Genomic DNA, 20,263 nt, shown 5'->3' on the forward strand with positions numbered 1-20,263 from the left:
GCAAAAGGCCACGCATTACGTGGCCTGTTCTTACCTATATGAGTCAACTCAAGCGGCTTCGACAGCGATGGTCTTCGAGTGACCTTCGCGTAGCTCCACCAGCAACGTCTCACGGCGCTCATTGGCTTTCTCGGCGGCAGCTTCGCGGACTGGCCCGAAACCACGAATCTCTTCCGGCAGCTTAGCCAGCGCCAAGGCAGTCCCATGATTAGTGCCATCAAGACGAGCCACTAACTCATCGATAAGCTGCTCGTAATCAGCCAATAAGGCGCGGTCGAGCTTGCGGTCGGCGCTGAAGCGGAAAGGATCGAGAGCCGTGTTGCGCAAACCGCGCATCTTTGCCAACGCGCCCATTGCCTTCAGCATCCAGGGGCCGAAGCGGCGCTTCACTGGACGCCCCTGAGCATCCTTACGACCACCTATAAGCGGCGGCGCCAAGTGGAAGGTTAACTGGTAATCACCAGAAAACGTTGCTTTGATCTCATCCAGAAAATCGCTCTGGGTGTAAAGTCGTGCCACTTCATACTCATCTTTATACGCCATCAAACGATAGAGCTGATGAGCAACGGCCTCACTCAGTGATTGGCCACATTTTAGCGCTGTTTCTGCTTCACGCACTTTAGTCACCTGGGTCACGTAACGTTCAGCCCAGGCTCGGTTCTGATAGCGCTCCAGGTGGCGACGATTACGCGCTACCACTTCGTCCAGTGTGGCATTCGCGGACAGTGGCATCTTATCCAGGTGCTGCTGGAGGTAATCGGGTTCCACCGCTGCCAAGCGCCCCCAGGCAAATGCTTGGCGGTTCTTTTCCACTGCGACGCCATTGAGTTCTAGAGCACGCTGCAGCGCAGGCTCAGAAAGCGGCACCAGCCCTTGCTGCCAGGCAAACCCGAGCATCATCATATTGGAGAATACGGTATCCCCTAGCAGCTGTTCAGCTAGGCGATTGGCATCTAGAGAAGCAAAGCGTTCATCTCCTACCGCTTCACGCAACATGTTAAGACGCTTGCTGGGCTGCATATCCGCATCGCGATAAAGCACATAATCCGCTGTGGCTAGCTCGGCCAGATTCGCCACAATACGCGTGGTCGGCTGCAGCACATTCAGCGCTTTCTGAGAACTCGCCACCACCATATCGCAAGCGATCATCGCATCGGCCTGCCCCGCTTCGATACGTACCTGATTAAGCTCACTGGGCTGAGATGCCAAGCGCACATAGCTCAGTACTGCCCCACCTTTTTGCGCAAACCCCATAAAGTCGAGCACGCTGGAGCCCTTGCCTTCCAGGTGTGCCGCCATGGTGATCAGTTGCCCGACGGTCACCACCCCCGTGCCACCAACGCCCCCTACCAGCAGGTCATAAGGAGCATTCAAAGGGGCGATAGCAGGACTAGGCAAATGCGCTATACGTTTCCAAAAGGCATTATCTGCCGCAACGCCCTGGCCTTTACGCAGCCCGCCACCTTCTACAGTGACAAAGCTGGGACAAAAACCACTGACGCAGGACATGTCCTTGTTACAGGAGGACTGGTCGATTTTGCGCTTGCGACCTAGCTCGGTCTCGCGAGGCACCACCGATAAACAGTTGGACTGTACGGAACAATCACCACAGCCTTCGCAAACATGGTGGTTGATAAACACCCGGCGGGCAGGGTCTTCCAACTGACCGCGCTTGCGCCGACGACGTTTCTCAGCCGCGCATGCCTGATCATAAATCAACACCGTACAGCCTGGAATTTCGCGCAGCTCACGCTGCAGCGTATCCATCTCTTCGCGGCTATGGAAGGTAACCTCTTTAGGGAATTCCTTTTCATGCCCCCGGTACTTCTCCGGTTCGTCACTGACCACCATGACTCGGCGAACGCCCTCATCCAGCGATTGCCGGGCAATCATGGGCACGTTGATTTGCCCATCTACAGGTTGGCCGCCCGTCATGGCAACCGCGTCGTTGAACAGAATTTTATAGGTAATATTAACGTTGGCAGCCACTGCCTGGCGCACGGCCATTGAGCCCGAGTGAAACCAGGTGCCTTCGCCTAAGTTCTGGAAAATATGGCCATTGCCGGTAAAGCGGCTCTTGCCCACCCAGTTAACACCTTCGCCACCCATCTGAATTAGCGATTCAGTGCTGCGATCCATCCACGAAGCCATAAAGTGGCAACCGATCCCCGCCAGGGCTTTACTGCCTTCAGGCACCTTGGTCGAGCTGTTGTGTGGGCAACCGGAGCAGAAATAGGGCATGCGGCGTACACCCCCGAGCTCTTTAACACCAGCGCGGCAGGCATCAACAGTTGCCAGCTTGTCGCTAAAATCGATCTTGAAAAAGCGCTCTAAACGCTCTGCCACGAAGCCTGCCAAGAGACGCGGGCTCAGCTCTCCAACAAAGGGAATCAAGGGTTTGCCGGTTTCATCCTGCTTGCCGGTAACGATGACCTCGCCTGGATGATCGGGTTCCGACATGTACTCCTTCAACTGGCTTTCGATGATGCCGCGCTTCTCTTCAATGACCAGCACCTCGCGCTTGCCATGAATAAACTCAAGAATGCTGGGGCGATGGAGAGGCCACACCATCCCGACTTTGTATATTTCGATTCCCAGCTCACGCAGCTTCGCTTCATCCAGCCCCAATAAACGCAGCGATTCAAGTAAATCCAGGTGTCCCTTGCCTGTGGTCACCAGCCCAAACGTCGCCTGTTCTTGGCGAAATAAATACTGATCAATCGGGTTGGCCGTGGCAAACGCCTGAACGGCGGCCAGCTTGTGCTCAAGGCGAGTCTCAAGCTGGGGCCCAGGTAAGTCGGGCCAGCGGTAGTGCAGCCCGCCTTCCGGCATATCGAAATCGGGCGTTACATATTCTGGCAAGGGAGGCACGTCCACCGACGCGCCACTCTCTACGGTTTCAGAAACGGCTTTGAAACCCACCCAGCAACCCGAGAAGCGTGAAAGAGCATAGCCCCACAGCCCAAAGCGCTCGTATTCCGCCAATGATGCAGGGCTCACTACCGGCATGAACCACGCCATAAAGGCGACATCAGACTGGTGTGGCATGGAGGACGACACACACCCATGGTCATCCCCGGCGACCACCAGCACACCGCCAGTCGGCGAGCTACCGTAGGCATTACCGTGCTTTAAGGCATCGCCCGCGCGATCAACGCCAGGCCCCTTGCCGTACCACATGCCAAACACGCCATCTACTTGCTTATCGGGGTCTGTCTCGACTTGCTGGCAGCCCAGCATCATGGTGGCGGCCAGGTCTTCGTTGATCGCAGGGACAAAATCGATGCGGTGCTCTTCCATGGCGGCTTTCGCCCGCCAAATCTCTTGGTCTACACCGCCTAAGGGCGAGCCTCGATAGCCGCTGATGAGTCCTGCCGTGTGGCGGCCATTGTGGCAATCAAGCTCGGCTTGGCGTAAGGCGATACGCACCAATGCCTGGGTGCCGGTGAGAAAGACACGGCCTTCTCCGCGGGTATAGCGATCGGCCAGCGCATAGTCATCGAGAAGATTGTCATCGAGTGCAATATCGAGAGGCTGGGCAATAGAACCCGCCTGCTCAGCGATCGAGGGGGTTGTCATGGGAGTTCACCAGTACGGTTGAAGAGTTATGGTTGTAATACGCTTGAGTCTAGCCAAGAGCGCACTAAAGGTGCTTGCTAATTCACTCTTCAAAAGCCTGGTTATTGATCATTACTTTCATTTTTTGAGATTTAACGCAATGATATTCAACAAACCACAAACAAATGAAATGGCACTATGAAAGAAGCGACCAAACTAATCACCTTAGACAGGCATGATCAGCGCATTCTTACCCTGCTTCAGCAACAGGGGCGCATTACCAACAATGAGCTCGCCGAACAGATCGGGCTATCCCCCGCCGCCTGCTGGCGACGTGTAAAGGCTTTGGAAGATAGTGGCGTGATCCGCCGCTTTGCGGCGTTGGTGGAACCCAGCCTGGTGGGCCAGCCACTGTCGGCATTGGTGATGGTGACGTTGGTTCGCCACCACATCGACAACACCGTCGAGTTCGAAAACCGCATCCTGCAATACCCAGAAGTGCTGCAGTGCTATGCCACTACCGGCAACGCGGATTTCGTGCTTCGAGTGGTTATCGAAGACATGGCGGCTTATGACCGCTTTCTGAATGAGAAACTCTTCACCTTGGATGGCATTTCCCAGGTCAATTCCAATTTCGTGCTACGTAATATCAAAGAAGAGACCGCTATTCCGATTCGCTAACAAAACGCTGCTATGTAACGTCAACCGCAACGTTAGCCCACAACTTAAAGCAGGAAGCAGGCGCTACGCTCAATGCACTCGTCAATGACCTGGAGAAACCGCTAGAACCACACTTTGAGCAGGAAGTGGCAAGGCAACTTGCAGCAGGCAAACCGGCTCATTGTATCCCTCTAACGTAAAGCGCCCCCATCTGTGGATGGGAGCGCTTCAATCTCTCTATTCAGATCTATTGAGCACTTGTTCCTGAAAAGCTTCAGGAAGCCGGTTGACGTAATCGCGGGCTAGCGAACTCTCCTACCACGGTGATCAGCACCAGCAGTGCTAGCAACCACGGCCACTGAGTACCTATCTGGAGTGTCGCTAGGCCCAGCGTATCAATGAAAATTAACACGATGCCTAATGGGCTGACGTAACGCACCATAAATAGCCACAGTGCATGCTGGGTACGGGAGAGCCCTAGCTCCGCCCTGAATATTTCAGTACGCAGCAGGAAACCTGCCATTAGCGCCATACCCAAACCGCCTAACGGCATCATCCAGCGGGAGGTCAAGTAGTCCAGCCAATCGAAGAAAGTGCGACCTGCAAACGTCCAATCCGCGCCCATGTTGAATGACAGCATTGCCAAGGTACTCACCAACCACAGCACGATACCCACACCCCACGATGCTCGTTTACGCGTCAGCCCTTTGCTTGCAACAAGCCAGGCGACTGTCGCCTCAATCATCGAAATCGACGACGTAAGCGCAGCCATCGACAGCATGACAAAGAACAGAACGCCAAACAGCGTACCAAACGGCATCGCTTGGAAGGCCAATGGCAAGCTCATGAAGATCAATCCTGGCCCTTGGCCGGGATTCATTCCGTTTGCGAAAATAATCGGGAAAATAGCCAAGCCTGCCATTAGTGCAACAACGGTATCGGCAATGGCCACGCTGAATGTCGTGCGCGCGATGGAGTGCCCTTCTGGCAGGTAAGAGCCGTAGGTAAGAATCGCACCCGATGCGAGCGACAAGGTAAAGAAGGCATGCCCCAGCGCTGCTAATAATCCTTCACTGCTTAACCCTTCGGTATTGAAAGAGAACAGGAAAGACCATGCTTCAGCAAAGCCACCGGAAAAAGCACCGTAGCCGATCAATATACCCAGCATGATCACCATGCCTGGCATCATCCAGCTGACACTCTTTTCAATGCCAGCCTGTACGCCTTTGCCGACGATGAACATGGTCAGCACCGTCACTAGCGTACTCCAAGCACCTAGCGTGAAAGGGTTGGCATTATTAGCGGCGAAAATTGCCGCCATGTCATCGACGCTATTACCGGCCAGTCCGCCGCTCAGCATTTTCCACAGATAGGAAAATGACCAGCCAGCGACTACGACGTAGAACGACAGAATCATGAAACCACAGAGCATGGCCATCCAGCCAAAGATCGACCAAAAACTACCATGGCCCGACTCATGCACCACCCGACGGATAGCGTCAACCGGGCTTCCTCGCCCGCGGCGGCCAAAACTGATTTCAGCCATCATGATGGGGACGCCTACCGCCAATATGCAGGCCAGGTAGACCAGCACGAAAGCGCCACCCCCGAACTCGCCCGTGATGTAAGGAAACTTCCAGATATTACCGAGTCCCACTGCAGAACCAGTGGCTGCCAGTACAAATCCCCAGCGGCCCAGCCACAGCGTATTGGGAGGCGTATTTGTCGTTGTCATTGGGAAACCTTATAAATTTATATTGTTTTTAGGCTATTTATTTATGAGCAGCTAGAACAGCTACTTAAGAGCGATTAGCTACTTATAAAAGCCAACCAACTGTGATCAACCAGTCATCAAGAGCAATCTATAAAGAGTCTATGGGGATAGCGATAGGGCAGGAATGGGGTCACATCGCATTGGGCGCGATGCTACCCACATAAGAGAGGTGCAACTGTAAACTAATCGTTACGCTTAAGAGGATATGCCGAGGGCAGGGGTCTTGCCGTTGCGTTTTTCTGACACCCCGTAAACAAATCGTGACAGTTAATTCACCTGCCATGGGACTTTTTAAGAATCTTCTTGAGCACCAATGCCGTAACGCTTGAGCTTATTGGCAATAGTGGTGTGCGAAACGCCCAACCGCTTTCCTAACTGGCGGCTGGAAGGATACTGTTGATACAACGTACTTAAGATATTTCTTTCCACCTCCCCTAACATGTCGCTCAAGCTTCCCTCTAAGGGAATGCCAGTAAGCGCAGGCGACACTTCGCTCGGCGGAAGGCGCAAATGCGCTGGCTGAATGGCCGTCTCTTCGCATAATGACACCGCCTGAAACAGCACATTTTCCAACTGACGCACATTACCCGGCCAGTCGTAGCCGGTTATCTTTTCCAACGCAGCAGTCGAAAGCTCCGGTAAAGGACAGCCTATCTGACGCGCCGCACGATCAAGCACATAGGCCGCCAAGTCTTCGATGCCGTCCAGGCATTCACGCAAAGGGGGCACCTGTAGAGAGAGCACATTGAGACGGTGATAAAGATCTAGCCGAAACAGACCTTCACTACATAGCTGAGGTAGGTTTTGCTGAGTGGCGCAGATCACCCGCACATCAAGAAAGGTTTCTTCGTCGCTCCCAACTCGACGGAATCCGCCATCCTGAAGGAAGCGTAACAGTTTCGTCTGCAGCCGAGGGCTCATTTCACCGACTTCATCAAGAAAGACCGTACCGCCTGCATTAAGCTCCAGAAGGCCAAGCTTTCCTTCCGGGCGAGCGCCCTCGAAGGCACCGGGTGCGTAACCGAAAAGCTCTGTTTCGGCCATCGACTCAGGAAGCCCAGCACAATTAAGCACCACAAACGGCGCTTGCCCACGGGGGCTGGCCAAATGACAGGCCCTGGCCACCAGCTCTTTCCCGGTTCCCGTTTCACCCATAATCAGTAGCGGTGCATCCAATGGCGCCATGCGACGCGCTTCGTTGATCACGGCCTCCAATCGCGAACTCGATTGAAAGATGGCTTCAAAGCCACGCAGCTCTTGGCGCTGTACTTGATAAATACGGGCACCGATGCGGTCAGCACGATGTAACGTCACAACCGCTCCGGCTAATGAATCTACATTCGTGTCTTCGGTGTGCAGGGGAGCTATATCAGCAAGATAGGTATCGCCTTTCAGCTTGATTCGCAGCCCATTGATGCGTGAGTTGTTACGGCGAATTAAATCGGGAAGATCTACCTCATCAAGGTAACGATCCAGCGAGAGCCCTGGTACTTCTTGAACACGCACCCCCAATACCTGGACAGCAATACGGTTGGCCGCCACAATCCGACCCTGCATATCTATCGACATCACTGGGTCAGAAAGCGAGGATAGCAGCGCATCCAACTCCAAATGGCGCCGTTCGCTGGGCATCAAGCTGGCGCGCTTAACGCCAAACACACCGGGAATGCCTTCCAATACTGGTTTAAGCGTACTCAACTGAGCATTAAGTAATTGTGGGACATGTAGATAGATGGTACTGCCGTGATCGCCCCCCACTTCACCTCGCGCGACATTAATTCTGTAGTCAGCAAATTGGGCCACAATATCGCGAAGAATGCCGATTCGATTCTGACAGTGAAATTTAAGACGCATAGAACCCTCACAGCACAAAACAAACGCAGTTACTTAGCCACCTTCCACCGGCAACCCCTGCTCCTCTTTCATACTACGCAGTATTATTTCAGAGCGAACCTGGGTGACATTAGGATGAGGTAATAAATGATGATGAATAAAGTCCGAAAACGCTGTTAGATCCTTGGCGATGATATGTAACACATAGTCTGCGTCTCCCGACACAGAATAGGCCTCACGAACCATGGCGTGCTTCGTCAGTAATGTCACAAAATCATCATCCATGCTTTCACCATGAGCTTTGAGATTAACCCTGGTGATAGCGCGCAGCCCAAACCCTAGGCTAGTAGCATCAAGCCTAGCCGAATAGCCCTTAATCACACCTTCGGCTTCTAGCCGCGCTTTGCGTCGGGAGCACTGAGAGGGAGACAGGCTGACTCGCTCACCCAGCTCTGAATTGGTGAGGGCTGAGTTCTTTTGCAATGCTGACAAAATTGCAAGATCATAACGATCCAATGAAATTCCGTGCATACAGCACTCCTTTTGCGCACATTCTATGCACTATTTGGCTGCATCTTAGGTTAGTTTGCAACCTAATTGTACCGGCTCTTCCCTATACTGAACTTGTCACCCAACAAGACAATAAAGGAGAGACAACGATGGGCCCCTTCCCTCATGACGCACCCAAAGCAACCATAAATGATGCAAACCCAGCGGGCACAGATGGCTTCGAGTTTGTTGAATTTGCACACCCCGAGCCGGAAAAACTAGATAGTTTATTTCGGCAAATGGGTTTCGTTCCCGTTGCAAAACATCGTGACAAGTCGATCACCGTTTATCGACAAGGCGATATCAACTACCTTCTTAACAGTGAGCCTAACTCGCATGCGTCAGCATTTATTGAGGCGCACGGCCCCTGTGCTCCAGCAATGGCTTGGCGCGTCGTTGATGCTCAGCATGCGCTAAAACGTGCCGTCGACTTGGGTGCAGAAGAGTTCACAGGTAATAAGTCCATCGATGCGCCTGCGGTTATTGGCATAGGCGGTTCGCTGCTTTACTTTATTGATACGTATGGCGAAAAAGGCAGCTGTTATTCAAACGAATTTGAGTGGTTCGATGAGGTAGATCCTAATCCTAAGGGGTTTGGTTTTTACTATCTTGATCACCTCACTCATAACGTTATTCGCGGCAATATGGACACATGGTATAAGTTTTACCATGACACCTTTAACTTCCGCGAAATACGCTACTTTGATATCACCGGTAAAATGACAGGTCTTACCAGCCGTGCATTGACTTCTCCAGATGGTAAAATTCGCATACCCATTAACGAAAGTGCCGACGATCACAGTCAGATTGAAGAGTACTTGCGCGAATATAACGGCGAAGGCATTCAGCATATCGCCATTGCCACAAACGACATCTACTCCGGTACTGACTTAATCGCTGATGCAGGTCTCGAATTTATGCCTGGCCCGCCGAGCATCTACTACGAAAAGTCGCTAGAGCGTGTTAAAGACCACCAGGAGCCTCTCGATAAACTGCGCAGCCGTGGCATTTTGATTGACGGCGAAGGTGTCGTGGGCGGCGGTGAAACCCGAATTTTGCTACAAATCTTCTCCAAAACGGTGATTGGCCCCATCTTTTTCGAGTTCATCCAGCGTAAAGGCGATGATGGTTTTGGAGAGGGCAATTTTAAAGCACTTTTCGAGTCCATCGAAGAGGATCAGATTAACCGCGGCGTGTTGCAAAGTACCGCTGAATAGTAAAAGGGCACACCGTGCATGACGCTTGGCGTAACTATGAAAATGCCCCCCAAGAGGGGGCTGTTATTTGCCCTTCTAGCGCTATACCAGAAGGCAAAGCACGCTGCGTGGAAGTAATGAGCAGCAATGGATCTTTCCCGGTTATTGCAACACGCATAAATGGCACGATTTATTGCTACGTTAATGCCTGCCCTCACCAATATTTACCTTTAAACTATCGGTCGGACAGTATCATTTCATCAGATGGCCACCGTTTTCTATGCAGTGCGCATGGGGCGGCGTTTGACATTAAAACGGGAGACTGCTTAACAGGCGACTGTGACAAACTTGACGCCATACCTGTCGTTGAAGACTTAGCAGGCAACTTATGCATAAAGCATAGAGAGCCTTAACAGTATCACTTCATAAGTTCTAACTTATTTTTATCTCTAGTTAAAAACCTGACAACCATGGCCAGATCGAATAAATAACCCACAATTATTCAGCCACATCATAAGCGAACTCAACGAGTTCGCTTATGAGCAATACAGCTCCTCAGAAACGCTATACTCACCAAAAGCCTATTACTGCCTAGATCAAGACTCCCTCATTCCGATACGTTTTGCCAATATCTCTTTCTCTAAGCGAGGCAGCATTGACTGAATACGAGTTAGCACATTAAAACACGTAGTTTAGGCGTCAGGATCAACCACATCGTCAGCGCTCAGGCCTTCATCGTCGCCTGCGACAACCTGCAATTGTTCGAGAAAGAATGCGCGGGCGGCCTCTCCATCAACATCTTTCGCAGCGGCCACTTCAAACCAGTCGCTGGGGAGGCTGGCCGCCAATTGCATGAAGTTTTCGACCTCTTCAGAAGGCAACTCGATAAAGGTGTTGCCCTCCTCCTTGGCAAACTCAACGCCACGCACATCGACGGTATCCATCATGAAACCAAACAGGCGGGACAACTTTTCGCCTGAGACATCCATAATGGCGTTACGGTCTTGCTCGGAAAGCGACTGCCAGGTATCGGGATTGATGACCAGGGAAAAGCTGCCACGATAGAAGCCGCCCGGCATTTGTACCGTGTAGGGCAATACCTCGGCTAATCGAAAGCTCTTAAGTCCCTCAAGGGTTAGCATTGCACCGTCGATCACTCCTTGCGTGGCTGCTTCGTATGTCCCACCTGGCGGTAGTGCGACACCGGTGAGGCTTAGCGCGCTGGAAATATCTGCCATCACGCCGCCCCCTATACGCGCCCGTCTACCTTGCAAATCGTCAAGGCTTTCGATCGGTTCAGCCAGGAAGAGCGCCCCAGGGCCATGCACTCCCAAACCCAGGACTTCTACGCCGCGATGCTCTCCGGCATCGCTTAGGTATTCTTGGTGAGTACGCCAGTAAGCCACGGAGGCATTTTCTGATGAAAAGTCTTCAAAGGTGGGGAATTCCGGTAGTTTGGTCAGCTCAAAGCGCCCTGGCATTAAACCGTGGAAGAGCCAGGTGACATCGGCGACACCGTCTGCCACCAACTCCATTTGCGCGTTAGGCGGCCCAAGGTCGTGGGTCACATTGACACTGACGCGACCATCGGTCGCCTCTTCAACCCATTTCCCCCATGTGGGCCAGACGATGGTATTAACGCCGTGGTTAGGGCCCGCCCAGGTACTCACTTGAAGCACGGTATCGGCCGCTGCCGCGCCTTGAAAAGAGCTCAAGAGCATCAGGGCTGAAAAGGTGGTCAAAGTCGCCATTTTTTTCATTGTGATTATCCTTTTTGATGGTTCATGTACCCGATGGTGCCAGTGTAAAACAGAGGTTCTTTTAAGGGTGTTAGCGTTTAGAGCGCCAGAGTCAGGCGCTTGCCCGCTGCCCGCGAGCAGCAGGCCATCATGCGATCATTGGCGTCGCGCTCAGTACGGCTGAGCACTAGGTCTCGGTGATCGATATGCCCCTCGATCACAGCCACTTCGCAGGTACCACACAGGCCTTCGCAGCAGTCGCTCGGTACATCCACCCCCGCCGAGGTTAGCGCCTCAAGCAGGGTCTGGTGGTTACCGACCTGCAGCGTCAGGTCGGAGTCCGCCAGCACTACTTCGAAGGCGTGCTCGTTCTCAGGATCGAGGATGTTGGAGCGGGCGGTGAAGTGCTCAACGTGCAAGGTACCCTCGGGCCACTTCTCCGCCAGCGACCCAAGCGCCTCCAGCAGGCGCTCAGGGCCGCAGGCGTAGACCTGTTCACCTTCGGCTAGGCTGCTAAGTGCACTCGGTAGATCAAGGCGACACCCTTCATCACCGGCATGGAGGGTTAGCGCGGCGCTATGGTCACGTTCGACTCTCTCCAAAAAGGCCATGGTTCGCCGTCCGGCACCGCAGTAGTGGAGTACATAGGGCTTGCCGAGAGCCTTGAGTCGATCCGCCATGGCAATAATCGGCGTGATGCCAATACCACCGGCTATCAGGGTATAGCGCGTTGCCGTCTCGTCCAGGTGGAAATGGTTCTTGGGACCAGCGATATGCAGTACATCCCCCGGCTTGACCGTGTCGTGGAAGTGCACCGAGCCGCCGCGCCCCTCGGGTTCTCGTAGGATGGCGATGGAAAGACGGTTACGGTCATCGCGTGTCCCGCACAGTGAGTAGTAGCGGCGCCACTCTCCCGATACCAGTTCTATATGCGAACCGGGGGTCCAGTCGGGTAACTCACGCCCATGGGGATCCACCAAACCAACACGGATCACCGACTCAGCTTCACGCTTCACCTCGGCGACCACGACCCGACGCACGATATCCTCCTTGATAGGTGCACCAATATGGAAAAGCGTAGGGTTCTCCAACACAGCGTGGTGTCGCCGTTCAGGATTCTGCGCAGGCTCCCACTCCACCCATAGCGACGTGGGCCCACGAAAAGAGGTGTTGGGCAGATACTCAAACGATTGATCCTCGACCAGGCGTATATGGGGTAACCGACGGACAAATTCATCAAGGATGATGCGCATCTCCATGCGGGCAATGTTTTTCCCCATGCACTGATGCGCACCGTAGCCGAAAGTAAAGTGCTCCGCTGAGTTATGGCGGTAGATATCGAACTCGTCAGGATTTTCAAAGTGTCTCGGATCGCGGTTGGCCGACGCCTGCACGATTAACAACTTACCCCCCTTCGGAATCTTCTTGCCCCCTACCAGAGTGTCTTCGGTAGCGATACGCCGCCAGGCCACGACCGAACCAGCGGCGCGCAGGCACTCCTCGATGGCGCTGGGGATCAAAGCAGGGTTCTCGCAGATGTCGTTCCATGACTCCCGGTTTGATAGCAGAGTAAGAAAGGCATTGGTGGTGGCGAACGCGGTGGTCTCATGGGCCGCCACCAGAATGGCCATCATCATCGAGCGCAAATAGCTCTCCGGCACAATGTCAGGATGCCGGTTGTGCATGCGGATTGAGTCGTACATCCATCCCTCGCCGCTGGGGTCGGCACACATGCGGTCGAGGATAGTTTGTGCGGTTTTCCAGAATTGACCCACATCCTCGGCAATCTGCAGTTGCTGCTCCGGGGATGGGCGGCCCCAGGTATTCAGCGTGTGGGCAACCGAGAACTTGCGAAGTTCCTTGGCATCCTCATTGGGAACACCCAGGAAGCGCAGTGCGACGGTCATGGGAATTTCCCGAAACATCTCGCCCACCAGATCCGCACGCCCCTTGTCGATGAAGCAATCCATATAGTCACGCACCAACTCACGTACCCACGCTTCATGCTTCTCAAGGTTCTCGGGCAGGAAGGCATCCATCAGTAGGCGGCGGCGTTCCATGTGATCCGGTTCATCCTCGTTGACCATGGTACGACGCATTGCGAAACCGTAGCCCTCGAGAATTTTCGTCGCCTCGGGCGGTGCGGGGGTTAGTTTCTCCAACGCGATAGAGGGCGAGAAGGTGACGTTGTCACGGAAAACCGCCTTTACATCTTCATAGCGGCTCACGACCCAGTAGTCGAGTTTGGGACTGTAGAACACCGGCTCCTGTTCGCGGAACCAACGCAGCGCCTCAGCGGGGTCAAGCTGATAAGGCGCATCGAAGGGATCGAATTCGGCCGCTTCAGGGGAGACTGGGCAACCGGTAGGCGATAATGCCACGGACGCCTGTGATGGTTGAAAAGGGCACTCGCCTGATGCACTACCAGAACGGTGAGACACTGATGCCATGAAGGGCTCCGTAAAATTAAGTGGCTCGTATTTGTTTTACTTTTATCGAACACTTAGTTTCTTTTAATGCACAATGAAGGTAGGCAGTTTCTGTCGGCGAGTCAACTCCTCAGCGTAGCTGCGTTAGTCTGTATCGCTTGGCTAACTATTGAGTCCTGTTATCGCGCCCACTTACCGAACCCTAATACCGAGGTGCCTTTCTATGGCTAACAACACGTTGCAAACGCTTGATCGCGGACTCAAGGCACTGGAAATTGTCTCCGAGCATAGCGATGGCATTTCCATTGCCGATCTAGCTGAACGCCTCGATATTCATCGAGCCATTGCCTACCGCATCGTGACCACTCTGGCCAGCCATGGGCTGATTACGCGCAGCCCCGAAGGCCCCATTCGCCTGGGTGCTGGTACGGCACTGCTTGCGTCTCGCTTTGAACCTCATCTACGCGCTATTGCCCAGCCACTCTTGCAAGCACTAGCCAGAGCCACCCGCGCCACCGCTTTCATCTCTGTCGCTCAGGGGGAGGAATGCGTTGTGTTAATGGTGGCAGAGTCAGGAGAAATGCCTCTGCAAATCGGCTACCGAGTGGGTAGCCGCCATCCGTTGACGTTGGGCGCTGCCGGTATTGCCATCCTTGCCGAACGGCCCTCTCACCCGGAAGAAGGTGAGGCGATAAAGCAGGCACGACTCGACGGCTACAGCCTGACTCATGGGCAGCTACAACGCGGGGCAGTAGGCGTGGCCAGCGCTATCTCGTCCACATCGTTTCGCCCTACCATTGAGGCCTGTGTGGGCGTGGTGGCCATGGAGGATCTAGATAAAGAGACCGCTATCACGGAAGTAAAAGCAGCTGCCCAGCGAATTGCCGAGCTAATTGCTCGATGATTCACTCGCCATTTAATAGCGATAATGAATGAGCCAGCGACAAGGTGGTCGCCTTGTCGTCGGTATTGCTTCGGGAATGCTGGTTACGTGACACGTCCTAGTCCTATCTGAACTGGCTCGGCATACCTTGCGCCATTTCAGGCACTGCCTACCTAAATTCAATTTTTTGGTTGTGAAATACCGCCACTGTTGCTTTCAAAGCAACAAACTCGTTACTCAACTGCCTCTTTTCTGCCTGCCAAGTCGCTTAACGTAAAAGCGCCAAAAAATACATCGATAACGGCAAGGACAGGACATGTTTTCAGAGCAAGTATTTTCAAAACAGCAACTGCATGAAGCCACCGAACTGCGGCATAAGCTTCACCAGAACCCAGAGCTTAAATTCCAAGAAAACGATACTGCGAGACTCGTTGCCAAGCGGCTTAGCGAACTTGGTTATCAAGTAACGGAAGGCATCGCCACCACTGGTGTCATGGCGGAACTGGATACAGGTCGGGAAGGACCCGTGCTTGCTTTTCGCGCCGATATGGACGCACTGCCGATTAATGAAACCAACGCCTTTGCCCACCGTTCCCAGCGAGAAGGTCTAATGCACGCCTGCGGCCACGATGGACATACCGCCACACTGCTGCTTGCCGCAGAAGCTATTATGGCAATGCGGGACGAGCTGTGCGGCCATATCAAACTGCTGTTTCAGCCGGGCGAAGAAGGTGGAAACGGTGCCGATTTAATGGTCAAAGCGGGTGTGCTACAGAATCCGAAAGTGGACGCAGTGTTTGGCTATCATAATCGCCCTGGCTTTCCCGCTGGTCAGCTGTTCGTTAAGCCTGGCCCCGCGATGGGAGGAAACGACACTTATAAAGTCACTATAGAAGGCGTCTCTGGCCACGCAGCCATGCCGCACCTGGCGGTAGATCCTATTTATATAGGTTCATCGCTGGTGCAACAGTTGCAGGGGCTGGCAGGACGTCATAAATCGCCACTGGAAGCGGGCGTTATTACAGTAGCTTCCTTCCATGCTGGCGATGCTGCCAACGTTATTCCCGGCCACGCCGAGCTACTGGTTAATATTCGTAGCGACCGACCCTCTTCCCGAGAAGCACTGGCGGGAAAACTTGAGCAAGTGACCCAAGGTGTTTGTGCAGCGCATGGTGCTTATTACCATATGGAGCACCTGCACCAAGTCCCCCCGCTAGTCAATGATCAAGGCTGGTCTGAACTAGTGCTGTCTATAGCCACCAAGCACACCGTTAGCAATGATATTCAGCAGTTGGACTATATGCCCACCATGGGCGCGGAGGACTTTGCTTTTTACCTCCAGGAAGTACCTGGCTGCTTCTTTTTTGTCGGCAACGGCGAAGGTGCTTACCTGCACAACGAGCGTTATGACTTCAATGATCAAATCCTACCAGTGGCAGGCGGAATGTTCGTAGCCCTAGTCAAAGAACTGCTAACAAAGTACTAAAAACCCCCTTACCAATAGTCCTTTACTAAGCCATTAGGTTTAAAAATAACGTTTAAAAATAAGGATCAAAACTATGCAAGGCGTACTCTCTTCTATAGAACGAGTGGGCAATAAGCTGCCCCACCCTTTTATTTTGTTTACCATTCTAGCGGCTATTGTCGTGGTGATTTCCACCATACTCGCTACCTTGGGTGTTTCTGCAATTAATCCCCAAACCGATGCAGAGGTTTACGTTCGCAGCCTGCTTTCATCGGATGGGATCGAGTTCATGCTGACCAGTGTGGTCAGTAACTTTGTCAACTTCCCCCCACTGGGACTGATTCTAGTCGTCATGTTTGGCATTGGCTTGGCGGATAAGGTCGGCCTGATGTCAACGTTGATGCAGGTCAGTGTGGCGAAAGCGCCGCCCTCTCTGCTTACCTTCTGTGTATTTATGGCCGGTATTTGCGGCAGCATCGCATCAGACGCCAACTATCTAATCTTAATTCCCTTAGCGGCTATGGTGTACTACTCGGTTGGGCGACATCCGATTGCCGGTGCAGCAGCTGCCTACGCTGCCGCTGGAGCGGGGTTTGATGCTAGCCTCTTCATTACCGTAGGGGACGCACTGTTTGCCGGCATTACCACTGACGCTGCGCGTTTAGTTGACCCTGAAGCCTATGTGTCACCGATCGATAACTACTATTTCGTGGCCTGCTCAGTATTTGTACTTGCGACTGTGGGCACCTTGATTGTCGATAAAATAGTGGAACCCAGACTTCAACGTACACTGCCGATGGGCAAGGACTTTAAAACTGATATCGTCAAACCAGAATTGACCGAGGCAGAAAAGCGAGGCCTCAAGCGTGTCGGCATTGCCACTTTGCTTTATCTCGCGCTGGTGTTAATAGCCGTGGTACCGGAGGCATCTCCACTGCGTAATGAAGAGGGCGGCCTGATTCCATCGCCGTTCCTACGCTCGCTGGTGCCGCTTATGTTTATCTACTTCGTCACTATTGGGCTGGTTTATGGCATCACTACCAGCAAGATCACCAGTAGCCGTGACGTGCCCAAACACATGGCCGAGTCAGCTAGCGATCTGGCACCCACCCTCGTGCTGTTCTTTGCCATTTCGCAATTTATTGCCTACTTCCGTTGGTCGGAGCTTGGTCAGTACATTGCCATTGAAGGCTCAAACATTCTGCAAAGCACCGGGTTTACTGGGCTCCCGCTAGTAGGTGCGTTTATTGCGATGAGCGCGGTACTTAACGTCTTTATGACCAGTGGCTCGGCACAGTGGGCATTAATGGCGCCGGTCTTCGTGCCCATGCTAATGATGATCGACTTTGACCCCGCCTTTGTATTGGCGATGTTCCGCATCGGTGACTCTAGTACCAACATCATCTCCCCAATGAGCCCCTACTTCTCGGTCGCCCTGGTGTACATGCAGCGCTACAAACCTGATATGGGATTAGGTAGTCTCATCGCCACCATGCTGCCATTGGCCTTGAGCTTCTTGATCGCCTGGTCTGCGTTTCTGATGTTCTGGCTAGCCATGGGATGGCCGATTGGCCCCGGCGTTTACATGATGGCTAACTGATGCCGCTAAGCATCACTGCATTGTCAGCATAAGTTTCCACAGATAGTCGGCAGCAGGCGACAGCCTTCTGCCGACTCGGCGCACTAGGTTGCCCTGACTGCTGGCAGCCATAGGATGCTGAATGGGAACCGCTTTAAGTAACCCAGACTCTATTTCATTGCGCGCAGCCGCCGCCGTCATAAATGACACCCCAACACCCGCACTCGCCATTCTCCGTGAAACGGAATGTAAGTTGCAGCGATAGCTGGGCGTTGCCGGTTGCCCGGCGGCGCTAAACAGTGAATTGACAAATTGCTGCGAACCCGACACGTCCGGTAGAAAAATTAGCTTATGCTTTAATAGCTCTGCTACCGAAACACTTTCCTGACTGGCGAGGGGATGAAACAGTGCAACCAGAGCACACAGCGGCCCTCGCTCAAAAGAGTGCACAATGAGCCTCGGATCAGAAACTGGACCATAGGTAATAGCAATATCAACCTCGTCGTTAGCCACCATTTCATGGGGTTCGCGTGGATAGTAAATACCAGTTTTTATCTCGATCAGCACATCTGGATACTGCTTCGAAACCCGTCGCATCACGTAATTGATGAAGCTATCCACAAAGCCATCACCTACAGATACCACCACTTTCCCCGCCTGCATGTTACGCAGACGAGACAGCGTATCCCCCAGCTCTGAGTTCAACCGCCGCTGAGCTAGAAAACTATCCACCACCAATTGGCCCGCTTCCGTCAGCATGACATGACGCCCCTGCCGTTCTAGCAGCGCCATACCCAAGTCTCGTTCGAGGCCTCGTACTTGACGGCTCACCACGGAAGGGTTGATATGCAGATGCTCTGCCGCTGCGCGAATACCGCCACAGCTGCTCACCTCCAACAAATAGAAAGCACGTTTATCCAGTATATCCATGGGCTAGCCGTAAGGATCGAAAAATTGAATCAGCATGATAGACTGACGTTAGCTAGCTAATCGAATTTTTATCCCCCATAGCTACCGACTACGCAATCATGATATTTAACCTCCCCGAGTGCGCCGCTGGGAGGGCACTGCTTACGCGAGTGCCATTACAGAAGAGACTTAGGTATTTCGCAATAAAATTAGCTAATCACGACTTGCCTACAGCACTACACTCTATTTAATTAATGCGCATTACGCCTTAGGCCAAGGCACTACACCAAGCCAGCGTCACTGCATAGCGAACGGATACACTCCAATATACGTTGATGCCCATCATCAGGCGGTCGATAGCGTGGCACGCTGACGCTGATAGCCCCTTCAACGCGACCATCGGCGCCGCGAACTGCCTGACCGAAACAGATAATGCCTAGTTCATTTTCCTCGTCATCGATTGCGTAACCACGTTCTCGCGTCAGCGTGAGTTCATTGCGCAACGCCTCAAGCGTCGTGCAGGTGAGATGTGTGACAGGCTCTAAGGTCAATTGAGCCAGATACTGCTCACGGGTGGCTTCGTCGAGGACGGCGTGGCCCAACTCACGCGGTCGTTGGCGATCGCCTGGGCCAGCGATGGTATTCGCGTCAATGCCCTTGCGCCAGGCTGGATTGCCACCGACTTGACGGCAGCACTCACCCAGAACAGCGAACGCTCGGCGGAACTCGTCGGGCGCACGCCCATGGGCCGCTGGGGCAAACCCGACGACCTCGCTGGGCCGGCGCTGTTCTTGGCTTCACCGGGCGCTAATTTTATAACGGGCGTACTATTACCGCTAGACGGTGGCTATTCGTCACGTTGAGCCCAAATATCGAACACACAGGAGTACATGGTATGGATCTTGGAATCGCGGGACGCTGGGCCGTGGTATGCGCAGCGAGCAAAGGGTTGGGGCGAGGCTGCGCCGAAGCGCTGGCCAAAGAGGGTGTCAATCTAGCCATTAATTCACGCAATGCCGAGGTGCTCGACAAGACCGCCGACGCGTTGCGGGCCCTTAATCCAGCCATCGAGGTTCGCCCTGTGGCTGGGGATATCGGGCGCGAGGAGGTACGCGAGGCGCTGCTGGCCGCCTGCCCGCAGGTCGATATTCTGATCAACAATAATGGCGGGCCGCCGCCGGGTGATTTTCGCGACTGGAGTCGGGAGGAGTGGATACAGGCCGTGGATGCCAACATGATCACGCCTATTGAGCTGATCAAGGCCACGGTAGACCGTATGGCCGCCAACGGCTTTGGACGTGTGGTCAATATTACCTCGGGCGCCGTAAAAGCCCCCATCGACATTCTCGGGTTATCCAACGGCGCGCGCAGTGGGCTAACCGGCTTCGTCGCGGGGCTTGCTCGCCAGCCGCAACTTGCCTCGCACAACGTCACGATCAATAACCTATTACCCGGCTCCTTTGATACCGACCGCCTGCGCGGCAACTTCAAAAATGTCGCCGAGAAGAGTCAGCAAACTATCGAACAGGTACGCGAGCAGCGAGCCCAAGGCGTACCGACCCGACGATTCGGCACCGCCGAGGAGTTTGGCGCCTTCTGCGCCTTTATGTGCAGCGAGCATGCAGGTTATCTAACAGGGCAGAACATCCTGCTCGACGGCGGTGCCTACCCAGGAACCTTCTAATCGAT

General features: G+C 53.6%; 16 protein-coding genes. 8 read left to right on the top strand and 8 right to left on the bottom strand.

The annotated features are described in order from the left end of the window. Positions 1 to 48: 48 nt before the first annotated feature. The gene (locus HALTITAN_RS01790; RefSeq protein WP_009286073.1) at positions 49 to 3,579 is read right to left on the bottom strand and encodes an indolepyruvate ferredoxin oxidoreductase family protein; all 3,531 of its coding nucleotides are present in this window, start codon (positions 3,577 to 3,579) and stop codon (positions 49 to 51) included. Positions 3,580 to 3,756: 177 nt separating this feature from the next. Between HALTITAN_RS01790 and HALTITAN_RS01795 the strand changes: the two genes are divergently transcribed. Then, complete coding sequence (locus tag HALTITAN_RS01795; protein ID WP_022521426.1) at positions 3,757 to 4,239, top strand: Lrp/AsnC family transcriptional regulator; 483 nt, start codon at positions 3,757 to 3,759, stop codon at positions 4,237 to 4,239. 253 nt (positions 4,240 to 4,492) lie between these two features. Here the strand turns inward: HALTITAN_RS01795 and HALTITAN_RS01800 are convergent, their stop codons facing one another. From HALTITAN_RS01800 to HALTITAN_RS01810, 3 genes are all read right to left on the bottom strand, one after another. Next, positions 4,493 to 5,953: a sodium-dependent transporter gene (locus tag HALTITAN_RS01800; protein WP_009286074.1), complete on the bottom strand. Its 1,461-nt coding sequence runs from the start codon at positions 5,951 to 5,953 to the stop codon at positions 4,493 to 4,495. Between the two features lie 330 nt (positions 5,954 to 6,283). After that, complete coding sequence (locus HALTITAN_RS01805; protein ID WP_027958354.1) at positions 6,284 to 7,846, bottom strand: sigma-54-dependent transcriptional regulator; 1,563 nt, start codon at positions 7,844 to 7,846, stop codon at positions 6,284 to 6,286. 33 nt (positions 7,847 to 7,879) lie between these two features. Then, complete coding sequence (locus HALTITAN_RS01810; protein ID WP_022521423.1) at positions 7,880 to 8,356, bottom strand: Lrp/AsnC family transcriptional regulator; 477 nt, start codon at positions 8,354 to 8,356, stop codon at positions 7,880 to 7,882. A 128-nt stretch (positions 8,357 to 8,484) separates the two neighbouring features. Between HALTITAN_RS01810 and hppD the strand changes: the two genes are divergently transcribed. Both hppD and HALTITAN_RS24645 read left to right on the top strand, forming a co-directional pair. After that, positions 8,485 to 9,591: a 4-hydroxyphenylpyruvate dioxygenase gene (gene hppD / locus HALTITAN_RS01815; RefSeq protein ID WP_022521422.1), complete on the top strand. Its 1,107-nt coding sequence runs from the start codon at positions 8,485 to 8,487 to the stop codon at positions 9,589 to 9,591. 14 nt (positions 9,592 to 9,605) lie between these two features. Beyond that, the gene (locus tag HALTITAN_RS24645) at positions 9,606 to 9,983 is read left to right on the top strand and encodes a Rieske (2Fe-2S) protein (protein ID WP_081742564.1); all 378 of its coding nucleotides are present in this window, start codon (positions 9,606 to 9,608) and stop codon (positions 9,981 to 9,983) included. A gap of 279 nt (positions 9,984 to 10,262) precedes the next feature. Here the strand turns inward: HALTITAN_RS24645 and HALTITAN_RS01820 are convergent, their stop codons facing one another. Continuing rightward, positions 10,263 to 11,330, bottom strand: a complete 1,068-nt coding sequence (locus tag HALTITAN_RS01820; protein ID WP_009286077.1) for a TRAP transporter substrate-binding protein — start codon at positions 11,328 to 11,330, stop codon at positions 10,263 to 10,265. A gap of 77 nt (positions 11,331 to 11,407) precedes the next feature. Next, positions 11,408 to 13,759 (bottom strand): cytochrome P450/oxidoreductase, encoded by a 2,352-nt coding sequence (locus tag HALTITAN_RS01825; RefSeq protein ID WP_009286078.1) that lies wholly within the window; start codon positions 13,757 to 13,759, stop codon positions 11,408 to 11,410. 202 nt (positions 13,760 to 13,961) lie between these two features. Between HALTITAN_RS01825 and HALTITAN_RS01830 the strand changes: the two genes are divergently transcribed. The 3 genes from HALTITAN_RS01830 to HALTITAN_RS01840 all read left to right on the top strand — a co-directional run bounded on the left by HALTITAN_RS01830 (position 13,962) and on the right by HALTITAN_RS01840 (position 17,686). Continuing rightward, entirely contained in the window at positions 13,962 to 14,642 is a 681-nt protein-coding gene (locus tag HALTITAN_RS01830) for an IclR family transcriptional regulator (protein WP_039857486.1), read from the top strand. A gap of 295 nt (positions 14,643 to 14,937) precedes the next feature. Beyond that, positions 14,938 to 16,107 carry a M20 metallopeptidase family protein gene (locus tag HALTITAN_RS01835; RefSeq protein WP_009286079.1) on the top strand — a complete coding sequence of 390 codons (1,170 nt, stop codon included), beginning with the start codon at positions 14,938 to 14,940 and terminating at the stop codon, positions 16,105 to 16,107. A gap of 73 nt (positions 16,108 to 16,180) precedes the next feature. Continuing rightward, positions 16,181 to 17,686: an AbgT family transporter gene (locus HALTITAN_RS01840; protein WP_009286080.1), complete on the top strand. Its 1,506-nt coding sequence runs from the start codon at positions 16,181 to 16,183 to the stop codon at positions 17,684 to 17,686. A gap of 12 nt (positions 17,687 to 17,698) precedes the next feature. Here the strand turns inward: HALTITAN_RS01840 and HALTITAN_RS01845 are convergent, their stop codons facing one another. Then, positions 17,699 to 18,595 carry a LysR family transcriptional regulator gene (locus tag HALTITAN_RS01845; protein WP_009286081.1) on the bottom strand — a complete coding sequence of 299 codons (897 nt, stop codon included), beginning with the start codon at positions 18,593 to 18,595 and terminating at the stop codon, positions 17,699 to 17,701. A 260-nt stretch (positions 18,596 to 18,855) separates the two neighbouring features. Further along, positions 18,856 to 19,176 (bottom strand): IclR family transcriptional regulator domain-containing protein, encoded by a 321-nt coding sequence (locus HALTITAN_RS01850; protein WP_161609164.1) that lies wholly within the window; start codon positions 19,174 to 19,176, stop codon positions 18,856 to 18,858. Here HALTITAN_RS01850 and HALTITAN_RS01855 point away from each other — a divergent pair. Continuing rightward, the gene (locus HALTITAN_RS01855; RefSeq protein WP_236614914.1) at positions 19,168 to 19,437 is read left to right on the top strand and encodes an SDR family NAD(P)-dependent oxidoreductase; all 270 of its coding nucleotides are present in this window, start codon (positions 19,168 to 19,170) and stop codon (positions 19,435 to 19,437) included. The two genes, HALTITAN_RS01850 and HALTITAN_RS01855, sit on opposite strands and share 9 nt — an antisense overlap. Positions 19,438 to 19,469: 32 nt before the next feature. After that, positions 19,470 to 20,258, top strand: coding sequence for an SDR family oxidoreductase (locus HALTITAN_RS01860; RefSeq protein WP_027958367.1), 789 nt, complete (start codon positions 19,470 to 19,472; stop codon positions 20,256 to 20,258). Positions 20,259 to 20,263 lie beyond the last annotated feature (5 nt).

Origin of the sequence: Vreelandella titanicae BH1, from assembly GCF_000336575.1 — a bacterium.
Taxonomy (GTDB): domain Bacteria; phylum Pseudomonadota; class Gammaproteobacteria; order Pseudomonadales; family Halomonadaceae; genus Vreelandella; species Vreelandella titanicae.